The organism is Pseudomonas sp. MWU349, assembly GCF_017947325.1.
Taxonomy (GTDB): domain Bacteria; phylum Pseudomonadota; class Gammaproteobacteria; order Pseudomonadales; family Pseudomonadaceae; genus Aquipseudomonas; species Aquipseudomonas protegens.
The window spans coordinates 1214577-1236267 of record NZ_JAFEVP010000001.1 but is presented as its reverse complement, the minus strand read 5'-3'; the positions used below and the strand labels follow the sequence as shown (position 1 = coordinate 1236267).

The 21691-nt window shown below is 60.6% G+C and carries 22 protein-coding genes; 15 read left to right on the top strand and 7 right to left on the bottom strand.

Annotation, left to right across the window (positions count from 1 at the left end; all coding sequences use genetic code 11):
• The first annotated feature begins 23 nt into the window (after positions 1-23).
• Complete coding sequence (locus KCG88_RS05425) at positions 24-845, top strand: SDR family oxidoreductase (RefSeq protein WP_047336807.1); 822 nt, start codon at positions 24-26, stop codon at positions 843-845.
• A 91-nt stretch (positions 846-936) separates the two neighbouring features.
• The gene (locus KCG88_RS05420) at positions 937-2541 is read left to right on the top strand and encodes an NAD(P)/FAD-dependent oxidoreductase (RefSeq protein ID WP_047336808.1); all 1605 of its coding nucleotides are present in this window, start codon (positions 937-939) and stop codon (positions 2539-2541) included.
• Between the two features lie 124 nt (positions 2542-2665).
• On the opposite strand, the gene KCG88_RS05415 is transcribed toward KCG88_RS05420, so the two are convergent.
• A complete protein-coding gene (locus KCG88_RS05415) occupies positions 2666-3331 on the bottom strand; it encodes a TetR/AcrR family transcriptional regulator (protein WP_210711908.1) in 666 nt (221 codons plus the stop codon).
• Positions 3332-3505: 174 nt separating this feature from the next.
• Here KCG88_RS05415 and KCG88_RS05410 point away from each other — a divergent pair, with 174 nt between their 5' ends.
• The 5 genes from KCG88_RS05410 to KCG88_RS05390 all read left to right on the top strand — a co-directional run bounded on the left by KCG88_RS05410 (position 3506) and on the right by KCG88_RS05390 (position 8512).
• A complete protein-coding gene (locus tag KCG88_RS05410) occupies positions 3506-4783 on the top strand; it encodes a cytochrome P450 (protein WP_199522606.1) in 1278 nt (425 codons plus the stop codon).
• Positions 4784-4834: 51 nt separating this feature from the next.
• A complete protein-coding gene (locus KCG88_RS05405) occupies positions 4835-5866 on the top strand; it encodes a hypothetical protein (RefSeq protein ID WP_047336810.1) in 1032 nt (343 codons plus the stop codon).
• 150 nt (positions 5867-6016) lie between these two features.
• Positions 6017-6805, top strand: a complete 789-nt coding sequence (locus tag KCG88_RS05400; RefSeq protein WP_210711907.1) for an SDR family oxidoreductase — start codon at positions 6017-6019, stop codon at positions 6803-6805.
• 45 nt (positions 6806-6850) lie between these two features.
• Positions 6851-8140 carry an MFS transporter gene (locus KCG88_RS05395; protein WP_047336812.1) on the top strand — a complete coding sequence of 430 codons (1290 nt, stop codon included), beginning with the start codon at positions 6851-6853 and terminating at the stop codon, positions 8138-8140.
• Between the two features lie 21 nt (positions 8141-8161).
• On the top strand, positions 8162-8512 hold the full coding sequence (locus tag KCG88_RS05390) for a nuclear transport factor 2 family protein (RefSeq protein ID WP_210711906.1): 351 nt from the start codon (positions 8162-8164) through the stop codon (positions 8510-8512).
• A 47-nt stretch (positions 8513-8559) separates the two neighbouring features.
• Here the strand turns inward: KCG88_RS05390 and KCG88_RS05385 are convergent, their stop codons facing one another.
• The 4 genes from KCG88_RS05385 to KCG88_RS05370 all read right to left on the bottom strand — a co-directional run bounded on the left by KCG88_RS05385 (position 8560) and on the right by KCG88_RS05370 (position 12345).
• Positions 8560-9393 carry an oxidoreductase gene (locus tag KCG88_RS05385; protein WP_047336814.1) on the bottom strand — a complete coding sequence of 278 codons (834 nt, stop codon included), beginning with the start codon at positions 9391-9393 and terminating at the stop codon, positions 8560-8562.
• Positions 9394-9477: 84 nt separating this feature from the next.
• Positions 9478-10713 (bottom strand): FAD-dependent oxidoreductase, encoded by a 1236-nt coding sequence (locus KCG88_RS05380; protein ID WP_047336815.1) that lies wholly within the window; start codon positions 10711-10713, stop codon positions 9478-9480.
• Positions 10714-10733: 20 nt separating this feature from the next.
• Positions 10734-11054: a 2Fe-2S iron-sulfur cluster-binding protein gene (locus KCG88_RS05375; protein WP_047336816.1), complete on the bottom strand. Its 321-nt coding sequence runs from the start codon at positions 11052-11054 to the stop codon at positions 10734-10736.
• Positions 11055-11082: 28 nt separating this feature from the next.
• Positions 11083-12345 carry an MFS transporter gene (locus KCG88_RS05370; protein ID WP_047336817.1) on the bottom strand — a complete coding sequence of 421 codons (1263 nt, stop codon included), beginning with the start codon at positions 12343-12345 and terminating at the stop codon, positions 11083-11085.
• Positions 12346-12773: 428 nt separating this feature from the next.
• Between KCG88_RS05370 and KCG88_RS05365 the strand changes: the two genes are divergently transcribed.
• From KCG88_RS05365 to KCG88_RS05340, 6 genes are all read left to right on the top strand, one after another.
• Complete coding sequence (locus KCG88_RS05365; RefSeq protein ID WP_047336818.1) at positions 12774-13010, top strand: ferredoxin; 237 nt, start codon at positions 12774-12776, stop codon at positions 13008-13010.
• A gap of 51 nt (positions 13011-13061) precedes the next feature.
• Positions 13062-13820 carry an SDR family NAD(P)-dependent oxidoreductase gene (locus KCG88_RS05360; RefSeq protein WP_047336819.1) on the top strand — a complete coding sequence of 253 codons (759 nt, stop codon included), beginning with the start codon at positions 13062-13064 and terminating at the stop codon, positions 13818-13820.
• A gap of 76 nt (positions 13821-13896) precedes the next feature.
• Positions 13897-14847 carry a VOC family protein gene (locus tag KCG88_RS05355; protein ID WP_210711905.1) on the top strand — a complete coding sequence of 317 codons (951 nt, stop codon included), beginning with the start codon at positions 13897-13899 and terminating at the stop codon, positions 14845-14847.
• 1 nt (position 14848) lies between these two features.
• Positions 14849-15733, top strand: coding sequence for a fumarylacetoacetate hydrolase family protein (locus tag KCG88_RS05350; RefSeq protein ID WP_047336821.1), 885 nt, complete (start codon positions 14849-14851; stop codon positions 15731-15733).
• Positions 15734-15760: 27 nt separating this feature from the next.
• Positions 15761-17347 (top strand): MFS transporter, encoded by a 1587-nt coding sequence (locus KCG88_RS05345; protein ID WP_047336822.1) that lies wholly within the window; start codon positions 15761-15763, stop codon positions 17345-17347.
• 87 nt (positions 17348-17434) lie between these two features.
• A complete protein-coding gene (locus tag KCG88_RS05340; protein WP_047336823.1) occupies positions 17435-18220 on the top strand; it encodes an IclR family transcriptional regulator in 786 nt (261 codons plus the stop codon).
• Between the two features lie 9 nt (positions 18221-18229).
• Here KCG88_RS05340 and KCG88_RS05335 read toward each other — a convergent pair whose 3' ends face one another.
• Both KCG88_RS05335 and KCG88_RS05330 read right to left on the bottom strand, forming a co-directional pair.
• The gene (locus KCG88_RS05335) at positions 18230-19420 is read right to left on the bottom strand and encodes a thiolase family protein (protein ID WP_047336824.1); all 1191 of its coding nucleotides are present in this window, start codon (positions 19418-19420) and stop codon (positions 18230-18232) included.
• Complete coding sequence (locus tag KCG88_RS05330) at positions 19420-19818, bottom strand: OB-fold domain-containing protein (protein WP_047336825.1); 399 nt, start codon at positions 19816-19818, stop codon at positions 19420-19422. The genes KCG88_RS05335 and KCG88_RS05330 overlap by 1 nt, the downstream gene beginning before the upstream one ends.
• A gap of 139 nt (positions 19819-19957) precedes the next feature.
• On the opposite strand from KCG88_RS05330, the gene KCG88_RS05325 reads away from it, so the two are divergent.
• Positions 19958-20659, top strand: a complete 702-nt coding sequence (locus tag KCG88_RS05325; protein WP_210711904.1) for an SDR family NAD(P)-dependent oxidoreductase — start codon at positions 19958-19960, stop codon at positions 20657-20659.
• A complete protein-coding gene (locus KCG88_RS05320) occupies positions 20656-21654 on the top strand; it encodes a fumarylacetoacetate hydrolase family protein (RefSeq protein WP_210711903.1) in 999 nt (332 codons plus the stop codon). Before KCG88_RS05325 ends, KCG88_RS05320 begins: the two co-directional genes overlap by 4 nt.
• Positions 21655-21691: the final 37 nt, after the last annotated feature.

The window sequence follows — 21691 nt, the reverse complement described above, 5'->3', positions numbered from 1 at the left end:
AACAAAACAATAAGGAACAGGACATGAGCACAGGAAAACTGGCAGGGCGCGTGGCTATTATTACCGGCTCCGGTGGCGGCCTGGGCGCTGAGTGCGCACGGGTACTGGCGTCGCACGGGGCGAGTATTGCGGTGGTCGACATCAATTTCGAGGGCGCCACCGCTGTCACCCAATCGCTGCTGGCCGACGGGCACCAGGCCCTGGCGATCGCCACCGACGTCTCCTCCGAAGACGCTGTGCGGGCGATGGTCGTGCAAGTAAAAGAGCATTTTGGCCGCATCGACATCCTGCACAACAACGCCGCGATTCTGAATGCCGAGCAACGTCAGCTGGACCGTGATTTCGTCAACCTCGACATGCAGGCCTGGGATCGCGCGATTGCCGTCAACCTGCGTGGTGCGGTGCTGTGCACCAAGCATGTGATTCCGGCCATGCTGGAAAACGGCAAGGGTTCGATTATCTTCGCCACCTCGGGCCTGGGCATGCAGGGTGATATGTCCCTGACCGGTTACGCCACCTCCAAAGCCGGGCTGATGATGCTGCCGCGCATGGTGGCCTCGCAGTACGGCAAACAAGGCATTCGCGGCAACGCCGTGCAGATAGGACTCGCGCCTTCGGAGCACGCCATGCCTATACCGTTGCTCGACATTCTGCGCGACAACCACTGCACCGCCGAACTGGGCACGCCGCGGCAGATCGCCGATGTGGTGGCGTTCCTGGCCAGCGACGAATCCTCCTTTGTCACCGGCACCACCCTGGTGGCCGACGGTGGCTTCAGCAGCCACACACCCTCCCTGGTCGCGATGCGCGCGTTGTTCGCACAGATGGGTCGCACCGGCATGTAACGTCTGGCGCACCGTTCGCGCTGCGCCGCTGATCTTCGCCACCACAGCCGCCGCTTGTCGCCGTGGTTGAACTTCGACTTGGAAGCATTTCATGAACCCGAACCAGAATTCGAGTAGGACCGATTTCGACGTGATCATTGTCGGCGGTGGCACCAACGGCCTGTCGGCCGGCTGTTACCTGGGCCTGGAAGGCAAGAAAGTGCTGGTGCTGGAAGCGCTGGACAAGGTCGGCGGCATGGCCTCGTCGGGCTATCTGATTCCCGAGGCGCCGGAGCACCTGGTCCACCCTTGCGCCCTGGACATGATGTCGATGCGCGTGCACTCCCATGTGCCTGCCGAGTTGGGGCTTGATCGTCACGGTTTCAAATCGATCGAGCTGGCGCCGGGGTACGTGTACCTGCACCCCGATGGCCAATCTCTGGTTTTCTGGCGTGATCGCGAGAAAACCGCTGCCGAGATCCGCCGCTTCAGCAGCAAGGACGCCGAGGCATTCCTTGAGTTCATGAAGGTCATCGACATGTTCCTCGACATCGCATTGCCAATGATGCGTGTCGACCCGGCGAAAGCGAACCTGGGCGTAAAACTGAAGATGCTGGTGACCGCGGTCAAACACAAAGCTTTGAAACCGGAACTGATGGCGCTGATGACAGGCTCCGCGCTGCAGGCGGCGCGCGAGCGTTTCGAGCACCCGGTAACCATTTCCGCGATGTGCGCGCTCACCGGACTGGCAGGGGATATCAGCGCCGATGGCGGCGGTATCTATTACGCGTTGCTCGGTTTCCTCCACCGCTTTGGTGTGGGGCGGGTGTTGGGCGGCATGCAGCAGTTGAGCAATGCCCTGCAAGCTCGATTGGAAGAGTTGGGCGGCCAGGTGCTGGTGTCCGCCAGCGTCTGTGAAATCGTGGCCAGGGACGGTCAGATCAAAGGCGTGAAACTGGCTGATGGCCGCCAGTTCACCGCCCGCGCGGTTATCGCCGGTTGCCACCCCAAGCCGGCGCTGGACATGGTCACACCGGGGCAGATCCCCAAGCACCTGCTCACCCGAATTGCCATGGCTCCGGCCAATGGCAAGGGTTCGGGGCCCCTGAAGATCGACGTTGCGTTGTGCGGACAGATTTCCGTTCCGCGTTTTGCGGCTATTCGCGGGGATGCTGTGGATCTGCGCAAAACTGTGATGCTGATCGGCACCGAAGAGGCCGTGCTGGAAAACTTCTCCGCCTGCGCCCGTGGCGAGGTGCCGAAATTGCCGTACATCACCGTGGCCGTACCGAGCGCCGCCGATCCTTCGCAAGCGCCCGCCGGGCAGGACATTTTGTACATCTACCCACCGGTGATGCCGGTCAATCCCAACGAAGGCTGGGATGCATTGCGCGAGCAGGTGGCTGACCAGGTGCAACGGCAGTTACATGACTATATTGAAGGGATCGAGGGCCAGGTGATTGGCCGGCACATCGAGGCGGCGCCCGACTTTACCGCGCGCTTGAACACGGTGAATGGTTGCGTGGTGCACATCGACACCACGTCGATGCGTTCGAGCACCCTGCGACCTGCTTACGGTTTGGGAGGGGATACATTGCCCGTGGCGGGATTGTATCTGGGCAGTGCCGGCATTCATCCGGGGGGCGGGGTCAACGGCATGGCAGGGCGGTTGGCGGCCAGGCGAGTCAGTAAGTACCTGCGAAAAAAAGGTAACTGATTATAGGAGCCGGCTGGCTGGCAATGACGTCCGAACGGACAGCGCACGGGCGCGCGACCGCATCGCCAGCAAGCTGGCTCCTACAGGCATCAGCGCATGAGCTTTATAGAAACGCCGACAGCGATCACACGCTGTCGGCGTTTTTTTCTGCACCCAACGAAATACTCGCCAGCACAAAATCAGCCGAATACTGGCGCCAGGTGGCCATACCTTCCGTGGAGTCCGTGTCCAGCCCCGCCAGCGCGGACATCGAATAACGATTGGTGAACCAACCCGTGGTCACCAGCGATGCACTCGCCAGCAACAAACGCGGATTGATGCCCGCACGGAAATCACCACTGGCAGCCCCACGCAGAAGAATCGCGTCGAGCTTGGCGATCAGCTTCGGCGCCATTTCCAGAAAATGATTACGCGGTGTTTCATGGGTGTCGTGGTAGCGAATGCCTTCCAGTGCCAGGCTGCCGAGGAAAGGGTCAAGACGGTATTGGTCAAAGAAATGATTGAGCACGGCACGCATCGCTACCGGCGGCGGTAGCGACTCGACATTGAGGTTGACCAGCTCGGACATGATGTTGTCCGAAGACTCATCCAATACCGCGACAAACAGGCCTTCCTTGGAACTGTAGTAGTGATAGACCAGCTGTTTGGTCACCCCGGCATCCCGGGCGATTTCTTCCACACGCGCACCGGCCAGGCCTTTTTTGGCGAACTCTACGCGCGCGGCAGCGAGCAGGCGGTTCATCGTATTGCGCTTGCTCTGTTCGCCACCTTCCCCTGCCTTTACCGCCACCTCGTACTCCTTCTGCCTGAGAGGGGTCACACCTTGCAGTCTATACCTGAGCGCCATCGTTTGACCCTGAGTCAAACGAAGCGGACTACCGGTGCAGACACAAGCGCATACCATGGATTGGCAGCCGGGCAATCTTGGTGTGCGAGAACAATAAAAACAAGACAGGAGATCCTGATGAGTAACGATAGCGCGGCACTGGACCTGGCCACCGCTTATTCCGCCGTGTCGCAAATGTACCGCGGCACCGATCTGGATATTCACGCGGTGTGCCGCGAGCAACGGTTGAAGTCGCCCATCTATGAAGGCGACTTCATCACCCAGTTCGGTGTGCCGACCAACGCCGGCACCCAGCAGGGCACTCGCCCGACTTTCGCCCTGTTCAAATACCAGGACGTGATGACGGTACTGCGCGACGGCGCGACGTACACCAGCGGCTTCATTGCCGAGGGCCTGGGCGCGTTTTTCGACGGGCTGATCATTCTGGCCATGGACGGTGACGAGCACCGCAAGGTGCGTGCCTTGCTGCAACCGGCGTTCATGCCGGAAACCGTGAACAAGTGGCGCCCGCAGATTGATCAGGTGATCCGCGAGGAATACATCCAGCCGATGCTGCCAGCGAAGAAAGCCGACCTGATGAAGTTCGGTCTCGAATTGCCGATTCGCATCATGTACGCCTTGATGGGGTTCCCCTCGGATGAACCTTCCAAGTACAAGCAATATGCAGCCTGGGCCCTGGCGATTGTCGGTGGCAACCAGATCGATCCCAGCAAGATGGTCGAGGCACGACGCCAGGCCGGCATCGCCGTCAAAGGCCTGTACGACGCACTGGCCGAAGTGGTGGTGCAACGTCGCGCCGAAGGCAGCCAGGGCGATGATGTGGTAGGGCGGTTGCTTCGGGCGGAATACGAGGGACGCACGCTGGATGACCACGAGGTGATCACCTTCACCCGCTCACTGCTGCCCGCCGCTGGCGAAACCACTACGCGCATGTTCGGCTCGGTGATGACCTTGTTGCTCACCACGCCGGGATTGCTCGAACGGGTCAAGGCCGACCGCTCCCTGATCGGCAAGCTGATGGACGAAACCACGCGCTTTGAACCGGTGGCCACCTTCAAGGTGCGCGAAACCGCCAGGGATGTGGAGTTCCACGGTGTCAACATCCCCAAGGGGTCGTTCGTGCAATGCATGGTGGTATCGGCCAATCGCGACGAAGAAGCTTTCGAAAACCCAGACGTATTCGACATTGATCGCAAGCCAAAACCGTCCTTTGGTTTCGGCTTCGGTCCGCACATGTGCATCGGCCAGTTCGTGGCCAAGGTCGAGATCAGCTGTGCGGTCAACGCGATCCTTGATCTGCTCCCCAACTTGCGTCTCGACCCCACTCAAACTGCACCGCAGATTGCCGGCGCGCAATTGCGTGGTGTCTCCACGCTGCCGGTGATTTGGGACTGAGCCAGGCTTTCCCCCCCGTTTCCAGGCCTTACAAAAACAACAGAGGGCATTATGAAAACGTTCAAAACTATTCCAGAACGCGGTGATTTCGGTTTTCAACAACTGGTCGGGCCGCACAAGGTCACGGGCGCGTCGATGTCCGCCGAGCGCGGCTTCTTCGGTCTGCACCTGAGCAAGAGTTCACCGTTTGGCTCGGTGCGTGATGAGCAGGGCAACATCTATTCCTTCGTGCGCTCGTTGATGGCACCCAACGGCACGCCGAATCCGACCAAGTTCTTCTACCTGAACAACCACGTCGACAACGTGCACCTGCGCATGGACCACGAAAAAATGGCCCGGCAGGCACTGACGCCGCTGCCGGTACACAGCCTGGAAGGCGATGTAGCACGCTGGGCCAGCCAACCGGGTGAACCCGGCAACGGCTGGGAGATCACCGCCAGCAGCGAACGCCTGACTTGGAAGGAAGAAGGCCTGTTCCACCTCGAAGGCCGCCTGCTCGGTCCTGGGCTGCAGTGGTACTTGCCGGGGGTGGAATGGGGCACCTTCTACGTGTCGCAGTTGTGGGACATCGCCGGTGTCTGCGAGGGGCGTCCGGTCAAAGGCGCCATGGCCCTGGATCAGTTCTACATGGCTGAAGGCGGCGCCATCCACTTCCAGAAAGACCTAGTGGTGAACAACAACAAGCATGTGATCTGGTGGTCGTTCGTCACGGTGTACAAAGACGGCACCTGGGACACCGGTTCCTTCATGGTCGGGCACGACCATCTGGGCTACGCCATTTTCAACAATGAGAAAGGTGAGGTGCGGGTCACCACCGATATCGAAGGGCAGACCGAGCACAAGGACGGCAGCTATTTCCTGAAATCCGCGAAAATCGTGCTGGAAGGCAAGGAAGAGTGGGAATTCCTGCCCGACGAGAAAGGCGAGATGATCGACTTCGTCGGTGGTTTCCCGATCACCGCACAGCAGGAAGGGCGCTGGCGTCGGGTGGGTGATACCCGCGAGCCGTCGCACTGGCTGGGCTGGGGCGAGTCGGACCGGCGTAACGGCTCGGCCCGTAACGTGCTGGGCAAGGATCTGTAAACCCAACCATTCCAACTGTAGGAGCGAGTTCGCACGCCATGGACGTGAACGATAACGCTCCAGGCCTGACACCCCTCGGTGCTCGGAGCTTTATCGCGAGCAAGCTCGCTCCTGCAAAGTCCCAGCGAATAATAACAATGAGGAATTGCGATGAAATTCCGCGACAAAGTCGTGATGGTCACCGGCGCCGGCCGAGGCATGGGCCGCGCCATTGCCCTGGCCTATGCCCGCGAGGGCGCCAAGGTTGTGGTGTCTGCGCGCACTGCCCGCTACGGCGAAGAAACCATCGGGCAGATCAAGGCACTCGGCGGTGAAGCCTTCCTGGTCGGTGGCGACATCGCCGATCGCGAGGCGATCAAGTCAATGGTACAAGGTGGCGTAGAGCATTTCGGCGGCCTCGATATCGTGGTGCATTGCGCCGCCGACACCAGCCGCGGGCTGATTGCCGAAATGGCCGATGACACCTTCGATCACATCGTTCGCAGCAATATTCAGTCGTTGTTCTGGCTGGCCAAGGACAGTGCGCCTTACCTGTCCAAAGCGATCGATAAAGGCCGGCTGATTTTTATCTCCTCCGGCGAAGCCAACCGCAAATACACCTCGCGCCTGATTGCCTACGGTTCCAGCAAAGCCTTCATGAACGCGTTCGCTCGCGGTCTGGCGGTGGAGTTTGGCGCCATGAACATTCTGGTCAACGTCGTTGAGCCCGGACTCATTGGCACCGACCATATGCTCGAAACCCTTGGCAACGAACTGCCGCATAAACTCGCCGCTCACTTCCCGGTCGGGCGTTTGGGCGAGTCTGCCGACATCGCCAACGCGGTTCTGTTCCTGACCTCCAACGAGGCGTCGTACATCACTGGCACCTCGCTGCTGGTGGACGGCGGCGCCACCATGATCGCGCTGCCCAAAGTCGAAGAAATCCTCAAGGGCCATTAATCATGTCACGCGTCCGCGAGAGCGGTCCGTGCCGGGAGTGAGTTCATGACAATCGAGACACGCAACAACACGGCCCACGCTGGCAGCGAATTCTCTGAGTTCAAGCGCGGCTGGCGCGTGGTCCTGCTAGGCCTATTCGGCATTTGCACCAGCATTACCGCCGCGCTGTTGTATGCCTTTGGCACCCTGGTCATTCCCCTGGAACAGGCCTTCGGCTGGACCCGTGGCGACTTGCAGGCATCGATCACCTTCCTGTTCGCGGGTGTGGCGATCTCCACGCAACTGGTCGGCCCGCTCTACCGTCGCTACGGCTTACGGCGAGTGGCGATTGTTTCGATCGTGTTGCAGATCATCGGCTACTTCGCGATTACCCGCATCCAGGGGTCGATTGGTTGGTTGTACCTGGCGTTTTTCACGATGCCGATTGTCTGTGCCGGCACCATTGCGATCACCTGGACGCAACTGGTTAACCTCTGGTTCGAGCGCAATCGTGGTTTTGCGCTGGCCGTGATTCTGTGCGGCACCGGGCTGATGGCGATGATTCTGCCGCCGCTGTTGTCACGGCTGATTGCCGCCTATGGCTGGCAGGCCGGGTTCATCGCGTTGGGAGCGATGCCTTTGCTGTTCACGCTGCCGTTGTCGTTGATGTGGTTGCGTATGCCGACGCAGCCCGTCAGCCCTGATGCAACGGTACAGAAGGCGCTGCCACCACTGACCGGCATGTCCTTCAAGCAAGCGTTGCGCTCGGGCATGTATTGGGGCTTCAACATCGCGCTGATTCTATCGGTGTCGTTGACCGTCGGCATGGTCACCAACATGGTGCCAATGCTGCAAAGCAAGGGCTTGAGCGCCCTGCAGGCCAGCCAGATTTTCAGTACCTTCGGGATTTCCATCATCGGCGGGCGGTTGCTGGTGGGGTATCTGCTGGACCGTTATTCACCGTCGGTGGTGGCGGCCGCGAGTCTGGCTTTACCTGCATTGGGCTGCGTGATTTTCTTCTTTGGCGGGGCGCAAAACACGCCTTTGCTGGTGCTGGCAACCCTGTGCATCGGCGCCAGTGCCGGGGCGGAATTCGATCTGGCGGCGTTCCTGATGGCACGCTACTTCGGCCTGAAAGACTACGCGCGGATCTTCGGTCTGCACCTGTGCCTGATCACCATCGTTTCCGGGCTGGTGCCGATGCTGTTCGGTCATCTCTACGAGGTCTACGGCAGCTATTGCGCAGTGCTGGTGTGCTGTTTCTGCTGCGCCATCATCGGCCCGACCATTCTGTTGTGGTTGAAGATGGAGCCGGCTTTTCTCGCACGTCAGCGAAACCTGCAGCAACCTGCCTGACTTTCTGAGGACCCACCTGATATGAGCATGGACAAACAAGCGATCGAGCATTTCCTCCACGGCCAGGTCGACTGCTGGAACCGGGGCGACAAGGCAGGCTTTTTCGCCCAATACCGCAGCGTCTCGGCCAACGGCTTGAGTATCGAATACGTTGGCAAGCCCCAGCATGACGCCTGGCAAGTGCTGGAAGGCATGTGGGCGCAACAGCAGCCGAAAATCCGCGTGGAGGTGCGGCAGTGCATCGTTAATGGCAATGAAGCGGCATGCCATCACCTGAATGCCTTTCGTGAACAGGAAGGGGGGATCGAAACGATCGAGTTGTATCGCTTCGAAGAAGGGAAATTGTTCGTGCGTTACTTCATCAATCAGTAACCGTCGAGTACCCCGATGCGCACAGCACGCTCTGTGCGCATCGGCGGTTAGAGGCCATCGGTGGAATAGGACAGCGCTCGCCACAACTCCATTTCGGCGAGCATTTTGTTGAGCTTGTCACTGACCTGTTGGTAGGCATCGGAGCCGGCCAGGTAGCGCAACGGCGGATGTTCGCTGTTGGCCAGGTGCACCAGCGCTTCGCCGAGTTTCGCCGGGTTGCCGGTTTGCTGGTGGTTGTAGGCGGCCGAGGCACCTTTGACCTTGGCGGTGAACGCAGCGTAATCCTCCAGCCCGCGTGTACCGAAGACCGCAGAGCTGGGGTCGAGAAAGTCGGTACGGAAAACCCCAGGCTCCACCAGCGTGACCTTGATGCCGAACTGCGCCACTTCCAGGGCCAGGGATTCGGAAAAACCTTCCACGGCAAATTTCGACGCGCAGTAAAGCGCTGCACCGCCCATCCCGACCACGCCGCCCATCGATGATACGTTGAACACCTGACCGCTGCGTTGCTGGCGCATCACCGGCAATACGGCGCGGCAGACGTTGAATACACCGAAGACGTTGGTGGCGAACTGTTTGTCGGCGTCGCTGCTGACATTGTCTTCGAAGGGAGCCAGTTGCCCGTAACCGGCGTTATTGACCAGCACGTCGATCTGGCCAAAGCGTGCGACGGCGGTTTCTACGGCGGCGAGCGCCTGGGCTTCTTGAGTGACATCCAGCACCACTGGCAACACCCGATCGGCGTAGTTGGCGAAGACTTTTTCCAGCGGTTCGAGTTGCCGACCGCTGACTACCACGCGATCGCCGTCGGCCAACGCAGCTTTGGCAATCGCGGCGCCGAGGCCACGGGCTGCGCCGGTAATAAACCAGACTTTGTTCATTGCATCGCTCCAGTGATGGTGCAAAAAAATGCCGCGTCAGCCGTGAGGCGGGCGCGGCTGCAGGCTTACAGGCCCGTCCGACGCTCAGTCGCGATTGGCCGCTTCCCAGGCTTTCAGGTCAAAACCGTCAGCAGCAGCTTCAATGGCCGTTAGCTTCGGCGCGCGGGAGAGAATCTTACGTGCGGCCATGTGGTCGCCCATGCGATTGCACGACTCCACGGCCACCAGCCGGTCATTGCGGAAACACAGCACCGAGGCTTGTTTGTCTGTGACAGAGCCGAGGACGACGGTGCTGTCATAGCCATGGGAGAGCCCGGCAATCTGCAACTTCAAATCCCCTTGATCGGTCCAGAACCAGGGCAGAGCGCTGTAAGGCGCCGGTTTGCCCATCAACCGCGCGGCCACTGCTCGGGCCTGGTCGACGGCGTTCTGCACCGACTCGAGACGAGTGTGTTGTTCGTCGTTTTGCAGGCAGGGGAAACTGGCGACGTCACCCAGGGCGGAAATCCTTGGGTCGCAGGTAAGCAGGCTGGCGTCGACCTTGATGCCGTTCTCGATGTCCAGGCCGGCTTCGGTCGCCAATTGCGCATTGGCGATCACTCCGATACCAAACACCACCAGGTCGGCGGGCAACACCCGTCCATCAGCGGTCTGCACCGCGCACACCTTGCCATTGTCGCCATCTATGCGGCTCAAACCCTGGCGGAAATCAAAATGCACGCCCCAGGCTTCATGGGCCTGACGGAACAACTCGGACATTTCCCGCGACACGGCCCGGGCCATGGGGCGCTCGCCCAGTTCCAGGACGTGTACGTTGGCGCCCAGTGCCGCGGCCACTGCCGCGAATTCCAGGCCAATGAACCCGGCACCGATCACCACGACGTTGCGCGCTTCTTTAGCCAATGGAGCCAATGCATCGGCATCCGCCTTGGTCTTGATGCCGAACACTTGTGGCAAGTCGGCACCGGGCACCGGCAGCGGTCGGTTATGCGCACCGGTGGCTAGCACGAGGTGGTCGTAACTGATGTCACCGCCCGAGGCCAGGACCACGCGACGGTTCAAGCGGTCGATGGCCGTCACCTGGTCATGCAGCAGTTCAATGCGCTGGGTGACATAGAACTCAGCAGGGCGGAAAAGCAGATTGGTTTCCTGGATCTTGCCGAGCAGATAAGCCTTGGACAACGGAGGGCGCTGGTAGGGCAGGCCTGGTTCATCGCCGATCAGGGTGATGCTGCCGTCATAACCTTCCTGACGCAGGGAGGCAGCGACCTGAAAACCGGCCTGGCCAGCACCGACGATAACGACTGAGGCGAGGGTCATGGGAACTCCTTCAAGCGCATTCAGAATTGCGACGACGGCAGGTGCAGGACCATGCCGTCCATTTCCGGGCTGATGATTAACTGACAGCTCAAGCGGCTGTTGTCACGGCGTTCGAAGGCGTACTCGAGCATGTCGTTTTCCATGCCCTCCGGCGCCTGCACCTTGCTCAGCCAGGCTTCATCGACATAGGCGTGGCAGGTCGCGCAGCTGCACGCGCCGCCGCAATCGGCCGGAATACCAGGCACCGAGGCGAAGGTCGCGGCCTGCATCACCGATTGGCCGATATCGCCTTTGACCTGATGGGCCGTGCCGTTGTGTTCAATAAACGTCAATGTGGGCATGTTCTGCTCCGTTTCTTGTCAGGGGGGCTCAGGATTGGCTGGGAAGGGTTTGCGCATTGAATCGCGGCACGCGCCCCAGGGTCAGTAACAACAGAGGGCCGATCAGGCAGGAGGCGGCGCTGTACACCAGCATTGCAATGTACGAACCGGTGCGGGCCAGCATGTAGGCGAAAAGCAGCGGCGCCAGCGCCGAAGCCACGGTATTCAAGCCTTGATGGACACCGAACAGGCGACCGTACTCACGCAAGCCGAAGTAGCGGGCGATCAGGAATGCAGCAATATCGAATTCAGCCCCGGCGCCAAAACCGACCAACACCGCCGCCAGCATCAGCGGCGCAAATTCGGTGGTAGGGCTCAGGTAGATGAAACAGCCGACGGCCGGCAATACCAGGCTCAGTGCGGAAACGGCCGGTGGCCACAGGCGATCGAGCAGGTAACCGATCAACATGCGCCCGAAGATCAGCGAGATACCGAAACCACTGAAAATGGTGGCAGCCTCTGCCGCGGACAGGCCCCGTGCTTGCAGCATCGGTACGGTGCTCGTGACCATGCCGACAATCGACGAAATCACCAGGCTGAGCGCCAGGTTGCAGGTCCAGAACTTCAGCGAGCCCATGCCCTCTCGAAAGCCCATGCCGGGCAATTGCTCCAGGGCACTGCCGTCGTCACGCGCACCTGCCGCGACGGGCAGCTTGAACCACAACAAAATCAGCGGCAGCAGCACCAGAAGATTGAGCAGCGCAAGAATCACGAAGGCCGCGCGCCAGTCCCAGGTTTCGATGCCCCACGCCATCAGCCGCGGGATAGTGGCGGCGGTGACGCCGGTTCCGGACAGGCCGATGGCTAGCGCCAAGCCACGATTGCGATCGAACCAGAGGCTGATCAGTTGCGTCCAGGTCACCGCCAGCGCGCCCATGCCAACGATGGGCAACAACGCAAAGGCGAGGTACATCGACCAGATCGAATGGGTCAACTGGGTGGTCGCCAGATAGCCGAGCGACAGCAACAGCAGGGAAATCACCGTGACACGTTTCATGCCGTAGCGCAGGTTGAACCAGCCCACCAGCTGCAGTGACACCACGGCGCCACCAAACAGGAAGGTGATGCAGGCCTGCAGTTCGCTTTTGCTCCAGCCAAAGGCATCGCTGAGCGGTATGACCAAAGTGCCGAAGCCATAGAGCAGGGCGGCGTTGATGCTGATGGCGACACCGGCCACAGACAGGATGAGGATTTTCCAGCTCTGCCGGAATTCACTCAGATCGATTGCCGCTTTATTTTTAGACGGTTGCATGGGGTTGGCTTCCTTATAGGTTTTGTTGAGCCAAGCACTGCTACAGGTGGAGGGAGACCACCGCCGACAGATTCTTTGAACAGAATCCGATCTTTTATTCAGAATAAAATTAGCATTTTCGCTTTGTCCAGCGCCGCTATCTGACTCATAGACAAACGAATTTCCTGCGTCCAGCGCACCTTTGAATCAATCTGAAACAGACGCTGACCAACATCGTGGGAGCCGACCTGTCCGCGAAAGCGGCCTGGCTGGCGACGTTGAGGTTGTACGTGCTGATCTCTTAGCGAGCAGGCGCGCTCCCACGAGGGTTCTTTACCTGACGCGACGTTCGGTACTGACTCCCAGCATATCCGCGCTAAAAATTAATTGCACATAAAATAAATAACTGTTCATAATTTGCCGAAGCTGAACCTGATAAGGAGAAAAAAATGAGTTCAGAAAAAGCGCAATTCAAAGCGGTGGCAGACCGTAGTCGCTGCTGTGGCTACGGCTTGTGTGCCGCGATCTGCCCCAGCGTGTACAAGCTCGATGCCGATGGCCTGGTGTACATCGACGACGCCCGCATCCCGCCGGAACTGGAAGAGGAGGCCCGTGAAGGGGCGACCGCCTGTCCGGCCGAGGCCATCTGGCTCGAGCCCCTTACCCCGGAAGACGAAGCCGTTTGACAGCGCGAGCATCAGCCGCAACGTGATAATCACTGAGGTGAGGATGTGCCAATGGGACGTTTACAAGACAAGGTCGCGCTGATTACCGGCACCGGCGGTGGCCAGGGCAGGGCGGCAGCACTGCGTTTTGCCCGCGAAGGGGCGATTGTGGTCGGCTGTGATTTCAATGCCGAAGGCCATGAAGAGACGTCCGCCCTGATGCGAGCCGAGGGGTTTACCCTGTACGGCTCAGCCCCTGTGGACCTCGGTGACCATGAACAGGCCAAGGCCTGGATCGAAGCCGCCGTCACCGAGCTGGGGCGCATCGACATTCTCTACAATAATGCGTCCGCCGCGCGCTTCGGGCTGGTCAGCGAGATGTCGATCGAAGATTGGCAGTACACCATGCGCAACGAAATCGACCTGTTGTTCTATACCACCAAGTACGCCTGGAATCATTTGGCCGAGCAGCGCGGGGTGATCATCAACGTCTCATCCACCGCGGCCTGGGGCGGTTCGAAAGTCGCCGGTATTTCCGCGCATTCGGCGGCCAAAGGCGCAGTGGTTTCCTTCACTCGCCAGTTGGCGGTGGAAGGCGCGCCGTTCGGCATTCGTGCGGTCAGCCTGAGCCCTGGATTTGTGGCGACGCCGGGCACCCGACCATTTCTGGAAGACCCGAAAATGCGCGCCATGCTGCTCGACGGCGTTTTGATGGACCGGCCCGGCGAACCGGAGGAAGTGGTGGCGATGGCGGTATTTGTCGCCTCGGACGAGGCCACCTTTATCACCGGTTCAGACTTCGTCATCGACGGCGGGTTACTGGCGATCTAGCACAGCGGCGCCTGGGCGGCCGGCAAGTCAGGTGCTATGGCACCGTTTCATCTCGAACAATAACAAGGTGAATAACGTGGACATCATCGGTATCGGTTACATGGGCTTCGAAACCCCCCATCTCGAAGCATGGCGTGAATATGGTCCGCAGGTGATGGGGTTTGGCATCGTAAAGAACCCTGAGAGCGACCCGGATTCGCTGTACTTCAAGATCGACGATCGCCGCCATCGCTTCGCATTCCACCCGGGCAAGGTTGACCGGATTGTCTACATCGGCTGGGAAGCGGTGGGGCGCATGGCGTTCGAGGACGGTATCAGGAAGCTGGCGGCGGCCAACGTCGAGTACACCCGTGGCGACGCCGAGCTGTGTGAAAAGCGTGGTGTGCGCGAACTGGTACGCTTCCGCGACCCTGTGGGTTATCAACACGAGCTTTTTTACGGACAAAAATGGCTGCCACGCTCGTTCCAGCCGGGGCGTCCGCACAGCGGTTTCCTCGCGGACGAACGGGGAGCGGGCCACGTGGTACTGATCACCCCGGACTACACGCTTGAGCTGGAAGACTTCCTGCTCAACGTCATGGGCTTCAGCTGGTATGGCGCCGGTGCAGGCAAAGGACGCACCGGTTTCTTCCGCTCCAAGTTAAACCACCACACCAGCCACGACATTGCCTATGGACACGGTCCGGGACGCATGGGCGTGCAGCACGTCGGGCTGTTCGTGCGCAATGTGCGCGACGTGGGCGAAACCTACGACATCGTGCGCCAGCGTGAATTGCCGATGATGATGACCCTTGGCCAGCACGCCCAGGACCCGCACCTGTCGTTCTACCATTTCAATCCGTCCGGGTTTGCCTTCGAGACCATTGCTGAAATCGAGCCATGGCAAGGCGACCCCTACGAGCTGAATCCAGAAAAACTCAGCCTGTGGGGCCACGAGATGGTCGGCCCGATTCTCGGTGCGAGCGTCAAGACGCCGGAAGAAGTGCTCGACGCCGAGTACCTGCCGATCTACCTGGCCAAGCGCTGACATGCGCCTGGCGCGGGTCGAGGTGGCCGGGCGAGCGTTCTGGGCGTTGCTGGATGCGCAGACCGAACGCCTGCGACGGATCAATGCGCCGTTCGCGACGTGGGCCGGCTCAGGTGCGAAGCTGGCGCCGGATGCCCTGGACCTTGCGGGCGAATGGTTGCCGTTGTCGGCAGCGCGCTTGCTCGCGCCACTGGAACCGGGTGCCCGGGTGTTTGGGGTGGGCCTCAATTACCTCAGTCACCTCAAGCGTTTGGGTAGCGAGGCGCCGGCGCACCCGTTGGCCTATATGAAACCTGAATCCGCGTTGGTCGGGGCCGATGACGACATCGAGTATTCGCCACTGACCACCCAGCTCGACTACGAGGTTGAACTGGTCGCCGTGGTAGGCCGGCCCTTGCTGGATGAACCATACGCCAGCGCCTGCCTACTGGGCTACACCGTGGGCAATGACATCAGCGCACGGGATGCCGGCAAGCAGATTGGGCGCCTGGACCTGTTGACTCAGAAAGCCATGGACCGCACGACCCCCGTGGGCCCATGCATTGTGACGGCGCACGAACTCGGCATCACCGGGCAGCCGGCCCTGAATATGCGCCTGAGCGTCAACTATGAATTGCGCCAGCAGGACAACACCCGGCAGATGATTTTCAGTCTGGACGAGTTGCTCAATTACCTGGATGCACGCATCAGCCTGCGCCCGGGTGACCTGGTGTTCACCGGCTCAACCCACGGCGTGGGGCTGGAAAGTGGCCGCTTTTTGCGACCGGGCGATCGGGTCGAAGCAGAAATCGAAGGCATCGGCCGGCTGCGCAACACCATTGCTCCCCCACGCCGGCTCAGCCCTGCGCGTGCGCTGGGGCGACTCGGCCAGCCGCTGCTCAAATAACCGCTGAATTAACGCTGAGGAGTGATGATGAGCGAGGGTTCGGCGTGGGCGCCGTTTCGCAACAAAGCGTTCCGCGGCCTATGGCTCGCCGGCGCGTTGGTCAATATGGCGATCTGGATGCAGACGGTTGCGGCAGCCTGGATCATGACCACACTGACGACCTCTGCCGCGATGGTCTCGCTGGTGCAAACCGCCGTGACCTTGCCGGTCTTCCTGTTCGCCTTTCCGGGTGGGGCGATTGCCGATCGGGTAGACCGCCGCAGCTGGCTGATCGTGACGCAGTGCATGATGCTGTTCGCCGCTCTGGTCCTTTGCCTGTTGGCGTACAGCGCGCACCTGGACATGTGGGGACTGCTGACGTTTACCTTTGTGCTGGGCACCGGCAGCGCGCTGGGGATGTCGGCTTGGATGGTGACCATGGTCGGTGTGCTGTCCCGTGACCAGGTGCCGGCGGCGGTGTCGTTGAACGGGATTGCGGTCAACGCCACCCGTGCGTTGGGCCCGGCGCTGGCCGGTGCCTTGATTGCCTACTGGAACACCCCCTCGGTGTTTCTGGTCATCGCGCTGTGCATGTTCGCGGTGTTGCTCTTCCTCTTCCGTATCAAGCCCAACCCGCCAGCGGTGGGTCTGCCACCGGAGACGCTGACGGGCGGCATGCGCAGTGGCCTGCGCTACATCCGCCATTCGGCGGTGCTGTTCAGTGCGATGAAGCAAGTGCTGATTTTCACCAGCAGCGCCAGCGCCTTGTGGGCATTGATGCCACTGGTGGCCAAGCAGGAACTGGGCATGGACGCCGGAGGCTACGGCTTGCTCATGGCATTTCTTGGCGCCGGCGCGGTGCTCGCAGCGCTCAATTTGCCGCGTCTGTATCGCCTACTGAGCTTGCGTTATCTGCTGATCAGAGGCGCCGTCGCTTTTGCGCTGGCGACGTTTACCGCCGCGCTGTCGCACAATCGCTATGCGGTCTGCGCCATGATGCTGCTCGCCGGTTTTGGCTGGATGGCGGTCAACGCGACCATCTCCACGGTGGTGCAAACCTATGCGGCGAACTGGGTGCGGGCACGGGTCGCTTCGGTCTATGTCTTGATCCTGATGGGCTCGATGGCGGTTGGGGGTGCGATTTGGGGGGCACTGGCGCAGTATCTGGGGTTGAGTCAAAGCCTCTTACTGTCGGCGTTTTTGTTGCTGGCCGGCATCGCGCTGACACGCAATGGCCGTGTGGAACTGGGTCAAGAGGGCGATTTCGCTGAAGTCCAGCTGACCGACAAACTGCAACTGACCAGTTCGGTGTCTCACTCCGATGGACCGGTGTCGGTGGAAATCGTCTATCAGGTAGCGGCGCCGGAACGGGATGAATTTCTGACCGCCGTGTACGCAGTAGGCAAGGCACGCCGGCGCAATGGTGCGCAGAATTGGCGCCTGTACCGCGATATGGCGGACCCGCAGCTCTACAGCGAGCGTTTTATCGTCGAGTCCTGGCTCGATTATTTACGTCAGCAGATGCGCGTGACCCAGGCAGACCATGCTCAGGAGCGTCTTATCGAGCGTTTTCGCCGCGAAGACCTGCAAACCCGTCGCCTGATCTACCAGCCATTGGTCAAACAACCCGAGTGAAGGTTCGATTAATTCCCAGATAAAACTTTTATGTCGCCAATCATTCTCAGGCTAGAATGGCCGCACTTTAAGGTTACTGGATCGGGTATGGATATCACTGACGTCAACGACAGCACCAAAGCGGCCGGCGCAACCATCGTCAAGCCTGTTTCCAACGCCATACGGATCCTGCGTTACCTCAGTCAGGTTGGCACACCGGAGCGTTCGGTGGACATCGCCCGGCAATTGAAAATCAACCCCAGCACCTGCTTCAACATCCTGCGCACGCTGGTGCAAGAGGAAGTGGTCGACTTCAGCGCCATGTCCAAGCGTTACTCCGTGGGCCTGGGCCTGGCGCGTCTGGTTGAACAGTTGGTGACCCAGGGTCACCGCGTACAGATGGCCAAACCGCTGTTGCAGAACCTAGCGGCGCGGCAGCGAGTGACCATCACCCTGTGGCGCAAAATGAGCCCTGACCGCATTGTCATCGTCAGCTCGGCTGCCAGCCCGACCGACGTGCGGATCGACATGGCCGAAGGTCAGCGCCTGCCCATTCTGATGGGCGCCAGCGGTCGGTTGTTCGCCACCCAGATCGACCTCGACGACCCGGAAATACAGAGCAGTTTCGCGACCATTCGCTGGGCCCAGCCACTCTCGCTGGAGGTCTATCGTGAAGAGGTCAGACAAGCCGCCAAGCGTGGCTGGGCCATGGACGACGGGCATTTCTCGGGGGGAATTCTGGCCATTGCGGCACCGGTCTACTCGCCCACCAACAGCATCGATTTCACCGTCTCGGCCGTGATGTTCCGCGGTCAGCGCGATGAAGAAGGCCTTGCCGAGCTGGGCAAGGCGCTGATCGAGTTCTGTAACGAAGTGGCCGGCGTACTTTACTGAGGCACGCCGTTACTCGCGCACCAGCAGTAGGCTGCCCCCCAGCGGGCCGCCACCGGCTGCCACCGTACTGACCCGGTGCTCGCGGGTCTGCCGACCTTCGGCGCGCCCCCATAGTTGCAGGCAGGCTTCATGGACATAACCGAGGCCATGGGTTCGCCCGCCGGACAGTTGCCCGCCGTTGGTGTTGATGGGCAAGCTGCCGTCCAGTGCGATGCGCGTGCCGCCCTCGACAAAGGCACCACTTCCACCGATAGGGCACAGGCCCAGGGCTTCCAGCCAGATCATGGTCAATATCGAAAAACCGTCATACAACTGCGCGGACTCGACATCCTGCGGCGTGTAGTCAGTGCGTGCCCACATCATTTCGCCAACGTCGAAAGCGGCCATTTTCGTCAAGGAGATCTGGTCCCACGACCACGGCTGGTTCAGCGCCGCGCCCATGGCCTCGATACGGATCGGTTGGTTCGGCTGGTCTTGGGCAATATCACGGCGCGACAGGATGATCGCGGTGCAGGCATCACAATGCACGTCGCAGTCGAACATGCGCAGCGGTGAGGAAATCATCCGCGACGCCATGTAATCGTCCATGCTCATCGGTGTGCGATACAGCGCCTTGGGGTTGCGTATGGCGTTCTGGCGGCAGGTCAGGGCTATTTGCGCCAGCTGCTCCGGTCGGGTGCCGTATTCATGAAAATGGCGCTGGGCATACAAGGCCATCAGGTTAATGCCTGATTGCACGTTGAACGGGGTGAACCACTGCCAGGCGTAGCTGCTGTCGCGCCCCTGGGTTTTATTGGTCAGCGCGCCGGCCTGCTTGTTGACCATACGTGCCGACGCTTCGGTGATGGTGCGAAACACCAGCACGTGTTTGCACAGGCCCGCCGCAATCGCCATCGCACCGTTGATCAACCCGGTGAGCGGGCCGGGGCCTTCGTAACCGCCACCGAACCAATTGACGTTGAGCCCAAGGGCACTCTTCAGCGCGCTGGGCCCGACCGGTGAAAACGGGTCGCCATTGTTGTTATCGCCCGGCCAGCAAGCCACGCCGTCGATGTCGCTGCGTTGCAGGCCTGCGTCGGCGATGGCTTCCAGGCAGGCATCCAGGGTCAGGCGCATGGCCGACTTGTTCGACGGCCGTCCAACTTCCGATTGGCCGATGCCGGTGATGGCCACGTCTTTTTCATAACGATGATCGAACATCATTGATCCTTCTCGAACAGAGGCAACCAGACATCCTCGACATTGAGGAAGCTGACCCGAACCGGCATATCGATGTGTACGTCAGTGACCGGCATGCCCACCACGTTGCTCACGAACTGCAGGCCGGCCTGTTCCACTAGCTCGATGATCGCCACCACATAGGGCACTTCCAGGTCGGGCGCCCATGCCTGGTAGTTGATGGTGTAACTGAGCACATTGCCTTTGCCGGACACCGCTTGCGGCGCCACCTCGAAGCTTGCGCAATGCGGGCAAAGCGGGGCAGGCGGGTGGAAATAGCGGCTGCAGGCCGCACAGCGATGAATGAGCAGTTCGCCCTGTTGACCGCCTTGCCAGAAGGCGCGGTTGTCGGCGTTGAGTGCAGGCAGTTTTCTAGGCATCAGCGGTCCGCAGGTGAGTATTTGACTTGAAGTCATACAGTATCATTTGTACATATTTTCTAAAAGTGTCATATATTCGTACCGGCGAAGGCACGAATTGACTGTTCGCGCTGCAAAACAACAACAAGAGGATTTCACGATGTCCCAGTCATTATTGGACAAGAGGGTAGTCGTCACCGGCGGGTTTGGTGCCCTCGGCAGCACACTTGGCAAATACCTTTTGGCGCGTGGCGTCCGGGTTGCCTTGCTGGATCGTAGCGAGGCGCCTGTCGCCTTGCTGGATACGGAGAATCTGCTGTGCCTGGGCGGTGTGGACCTGACCTCGACCGAGTCGGCCAGTAGGGCGTTCGAACAGATCGCAGCCCAATGGGGCGGTATTGACGGCCTGGTCAACGTGGCGGGCGGTTTCGCCTGGGAGACGGTCGAGGGCGGTCGCCTGGAAACCTGGGATCGGCTCTATCAGATGAACGTGCGTACTGCGGTGGTCAGTTCCCAATCGGCGCTGACGTACCTGCTGGCCTCCAGCGCGGGGCGCATCGTCAATATCGGCGCGCTGGCCTCGGTCAAGGCGGCGACGGGCATGGGCGCTTACGCCGCTTCCAAGGCGGGCGTCGCGCGGCTGACCGAAGCCCTGGCCGAGGAGCTGAAAGACCGTAGCGTGACCGTTAACGCCGTGCTGCCAAGCATCATCGACACCCCCGCCAATCGTGCCGATATGCCGGATGCCGACAGTAGCCGCTGGGTGACACCGCAAGCACTGGCGGCGGTGGTGGCGTTTCTGTTGTCCGATGAAGCTGCAGCGGTCACCGGGGCGTTGCTGCCAGTGAGTGCCCGCGTATGAGACTGGTGACCTATACCGACGCCGAGGGGGTTGATCGCGCGGGCGCACTGCTTAACCAGGATCAGCAGGTGCTCGATCTGCAACGTGCCTACCGCTTGCTGGAAAGCCGTGAAAGCGTCGCCCTGGGCAGCATTCTTGCGCTGGTGGAGGCGGGAGAGCCGGCACTGGAACTGGCCCGGTCGCTGGTGGCCAGGGCGCCCGCGGCCGCGGTACTGGAGCGTGCCAGCGTGAAGCTGCGCGCACCGATGCAACCCCCGCCGCAGATGCGTGACTGTTCCTGCTTCGAATTGCATCTGCGCCAGGCGTTCGCGGCGGCCCGTCGTGCCCGTGCGATGCGGACCGAAGACCCGGAAGCCACGCTCAAAGCCATGAACACGCGGGCTGACGACCGGGTTATCGAAACCTTCAACAAGCAGCCTATCTACTACAAAGGCAACCGTTTCGCGGTGATTGGTATCGACGATGAATTCCAGTGGCCGAGCTTCAGCAGGGCGATGGATTTCGAGCTGGAGTTCGGCTGCTACATCGGCAAGCGCGGCAAGGACATCAGCCGTGAAAATGCGCGTGGGCATATTGTCGGTTACACCATCTTCAACGACATGAGTGCCCGCGACGCCCAGGCGCTGGAGATGCCCGGCATGCTCGGCCCAGCCAAGAGCAAGGATTTCGATACCGCCAACATCATGGGCCCGTGCCTGGTGACCGCTGATGAACTGGGTGATCCCTACGACCTGAATATGGTTGCCCGGGTCAATGGCGAAGAGTGGGGCCGCGGCAATACCCGCGATATGCGTTGGAGCTTCGAAGATGTGATCGCCCACGTGTCCCGCTCGGAAACCCTGTACCCCGGTGAGTTTCTTGGTTCCGGTACGGTCGGCAACGGTTGTGGCCTTGAGCAACTGCGTTACCTGAAGCCTGGCGACGTGGTTGAACTGGAGATCGACGGCATCGGCGTGCTGCGGACTCAAGTGGGCAAGGCGCCAGACCAGGTCTGACGTTTACGTGAAGGGCGGAAGAATTCACTTACATGTG

Coding starts and splice junctions, on each gene's coding strand:
- KCG88_RS05425 (WP_047336807.1), top strand. CDS start 24: ATGAGCACAGGAAAACTGGCAGGGCGCGTGGCTATTATTACCGGCTCC.
- KCG88_RS05420 (WP_047336808.1), top strand. CDS start 937: ATGAACCCGAACCAGAATTCGAGTAGGACCGATTTCGACGTGATCATT.
- KCG88_RS05410 (WP_199522606.1), top strand. CDS start 3,506: ATGAGTAACGATAGCGCGGCACTGGACCTGGCCACCGCTTATTCCGCC.
- KCG88_RS05405 (WP_047336810.1), top strand. CDS start 4,835: ATGAAAACGTTCAAAACTATTCCAGAACGCGGTGATTTCGGTTTTCAA.
- KCG88_RS05400 (WP_210711907.1), top strand. CDS start 6,017: ATGAAATTCCGCGACAAAGTCGTGATGGTCACCGGCGCCGGCCGAGGC.
- KCG88_RS05395 (WP_047336812.1), top strand. CDS start 6,851: ATGACAATCGAGACACGCAACAACACGGCCCACGCTGGCAGCGAATTC.
- KCG88_RS05390 (WP_210711906.1), top strand. CDS start 8,162: ATGAGCATGGACAAACAAGCGATCGAGCATTTCCTCCACGGCCAGGTC.
- KCG88_RS05385 (WP_047336814.1), bottom strand. CDS start 9,393: ATGAACAAAGTCTGGTTTATTACCGGCGCAGCCCGTGGCCTCGGCGCC.
- KCG88_RS05380 (WP_047336815.1), bottom strand. CDS start 10,713: ATGACCCTCGCCTCAGTCGTTATCGTCGGTGCTGGCCAGGCCGGTTTT.
- KCG88_RS05375 (WP_047336816.1), bottom strand. CDS start 11,054: ATGCCCACATTGACGTTTATTGAACACAACGGCACGGCCCATCAGGTC.
- KCG88_RS05370 (WP_047336817.1), bottom strand. CDS start 12,345: ATGCAACCGTCTAAAAATAAAGCGGCAATCGATCTGAGTGAATTCCGG.
- KCG88_RS05365 (WP_047336818.1), top strand. CDS start 12,774: ATGAGTTCAGAAAAAGCGCAATTCAAAGCGGTGGCAGACCGTAGTCGC.
- KCG88_RS05360 (WP_047336819.1), top strand. CDS start 13,062: ATGGGACGTTTACAAGACAAGGTCGCGCTGATTACCGGCACCGGCGGT.
- KCG88_RS05350 (WP_047336821.1), top strand. CDS start 14,849: ATGCGCCTGGCGCGGGTCGAGGTGGCCGGGCGAGCGTTCTGGGCGTTG.
- KCG88_RS05345 (WP_047336822.1), top strand. CDS start 15,761: ATGAGCGAGGGTTCGGCGTGGGCGCCGTTTCGCAACAAAGCGTTCCGC.
- KCG88_RS05340 (WP_047336823.1), top strand. CDS start 17,435: ATGGATATCACTGACGTCAACGACAGCACCAAAGCGGCCGGCGCAACC.
- KCG88_RS05335 (WP_047336824.1), bottom strand. CDS start 19,420: ATGTTCGATCATCGTTATGAAAAAGACGTGGCCATCACCGGCATCGGC.
- KCG88_RS05330 (WP_047336825.1), bottom strand. CDS start 19,818: ATGCCTAGAAAACTGCCTGCACTCAACGCCGACAACCGCGCCTTCTGG.
- KCG88_RS05325 (WP_210711904.1), top strand. CDS start 19,958: ATGTCCCAGTCATTATTGGACAAGAGGGTAGTCGTCACCGGCGGGTTT.
- KCG88_RS05320 (WP_210711903.1), top strand. CDS start 20,656: ATGAGACTGGTGACCTATACCGACGCCGAGGGGGTTGATCGCGCGGGC.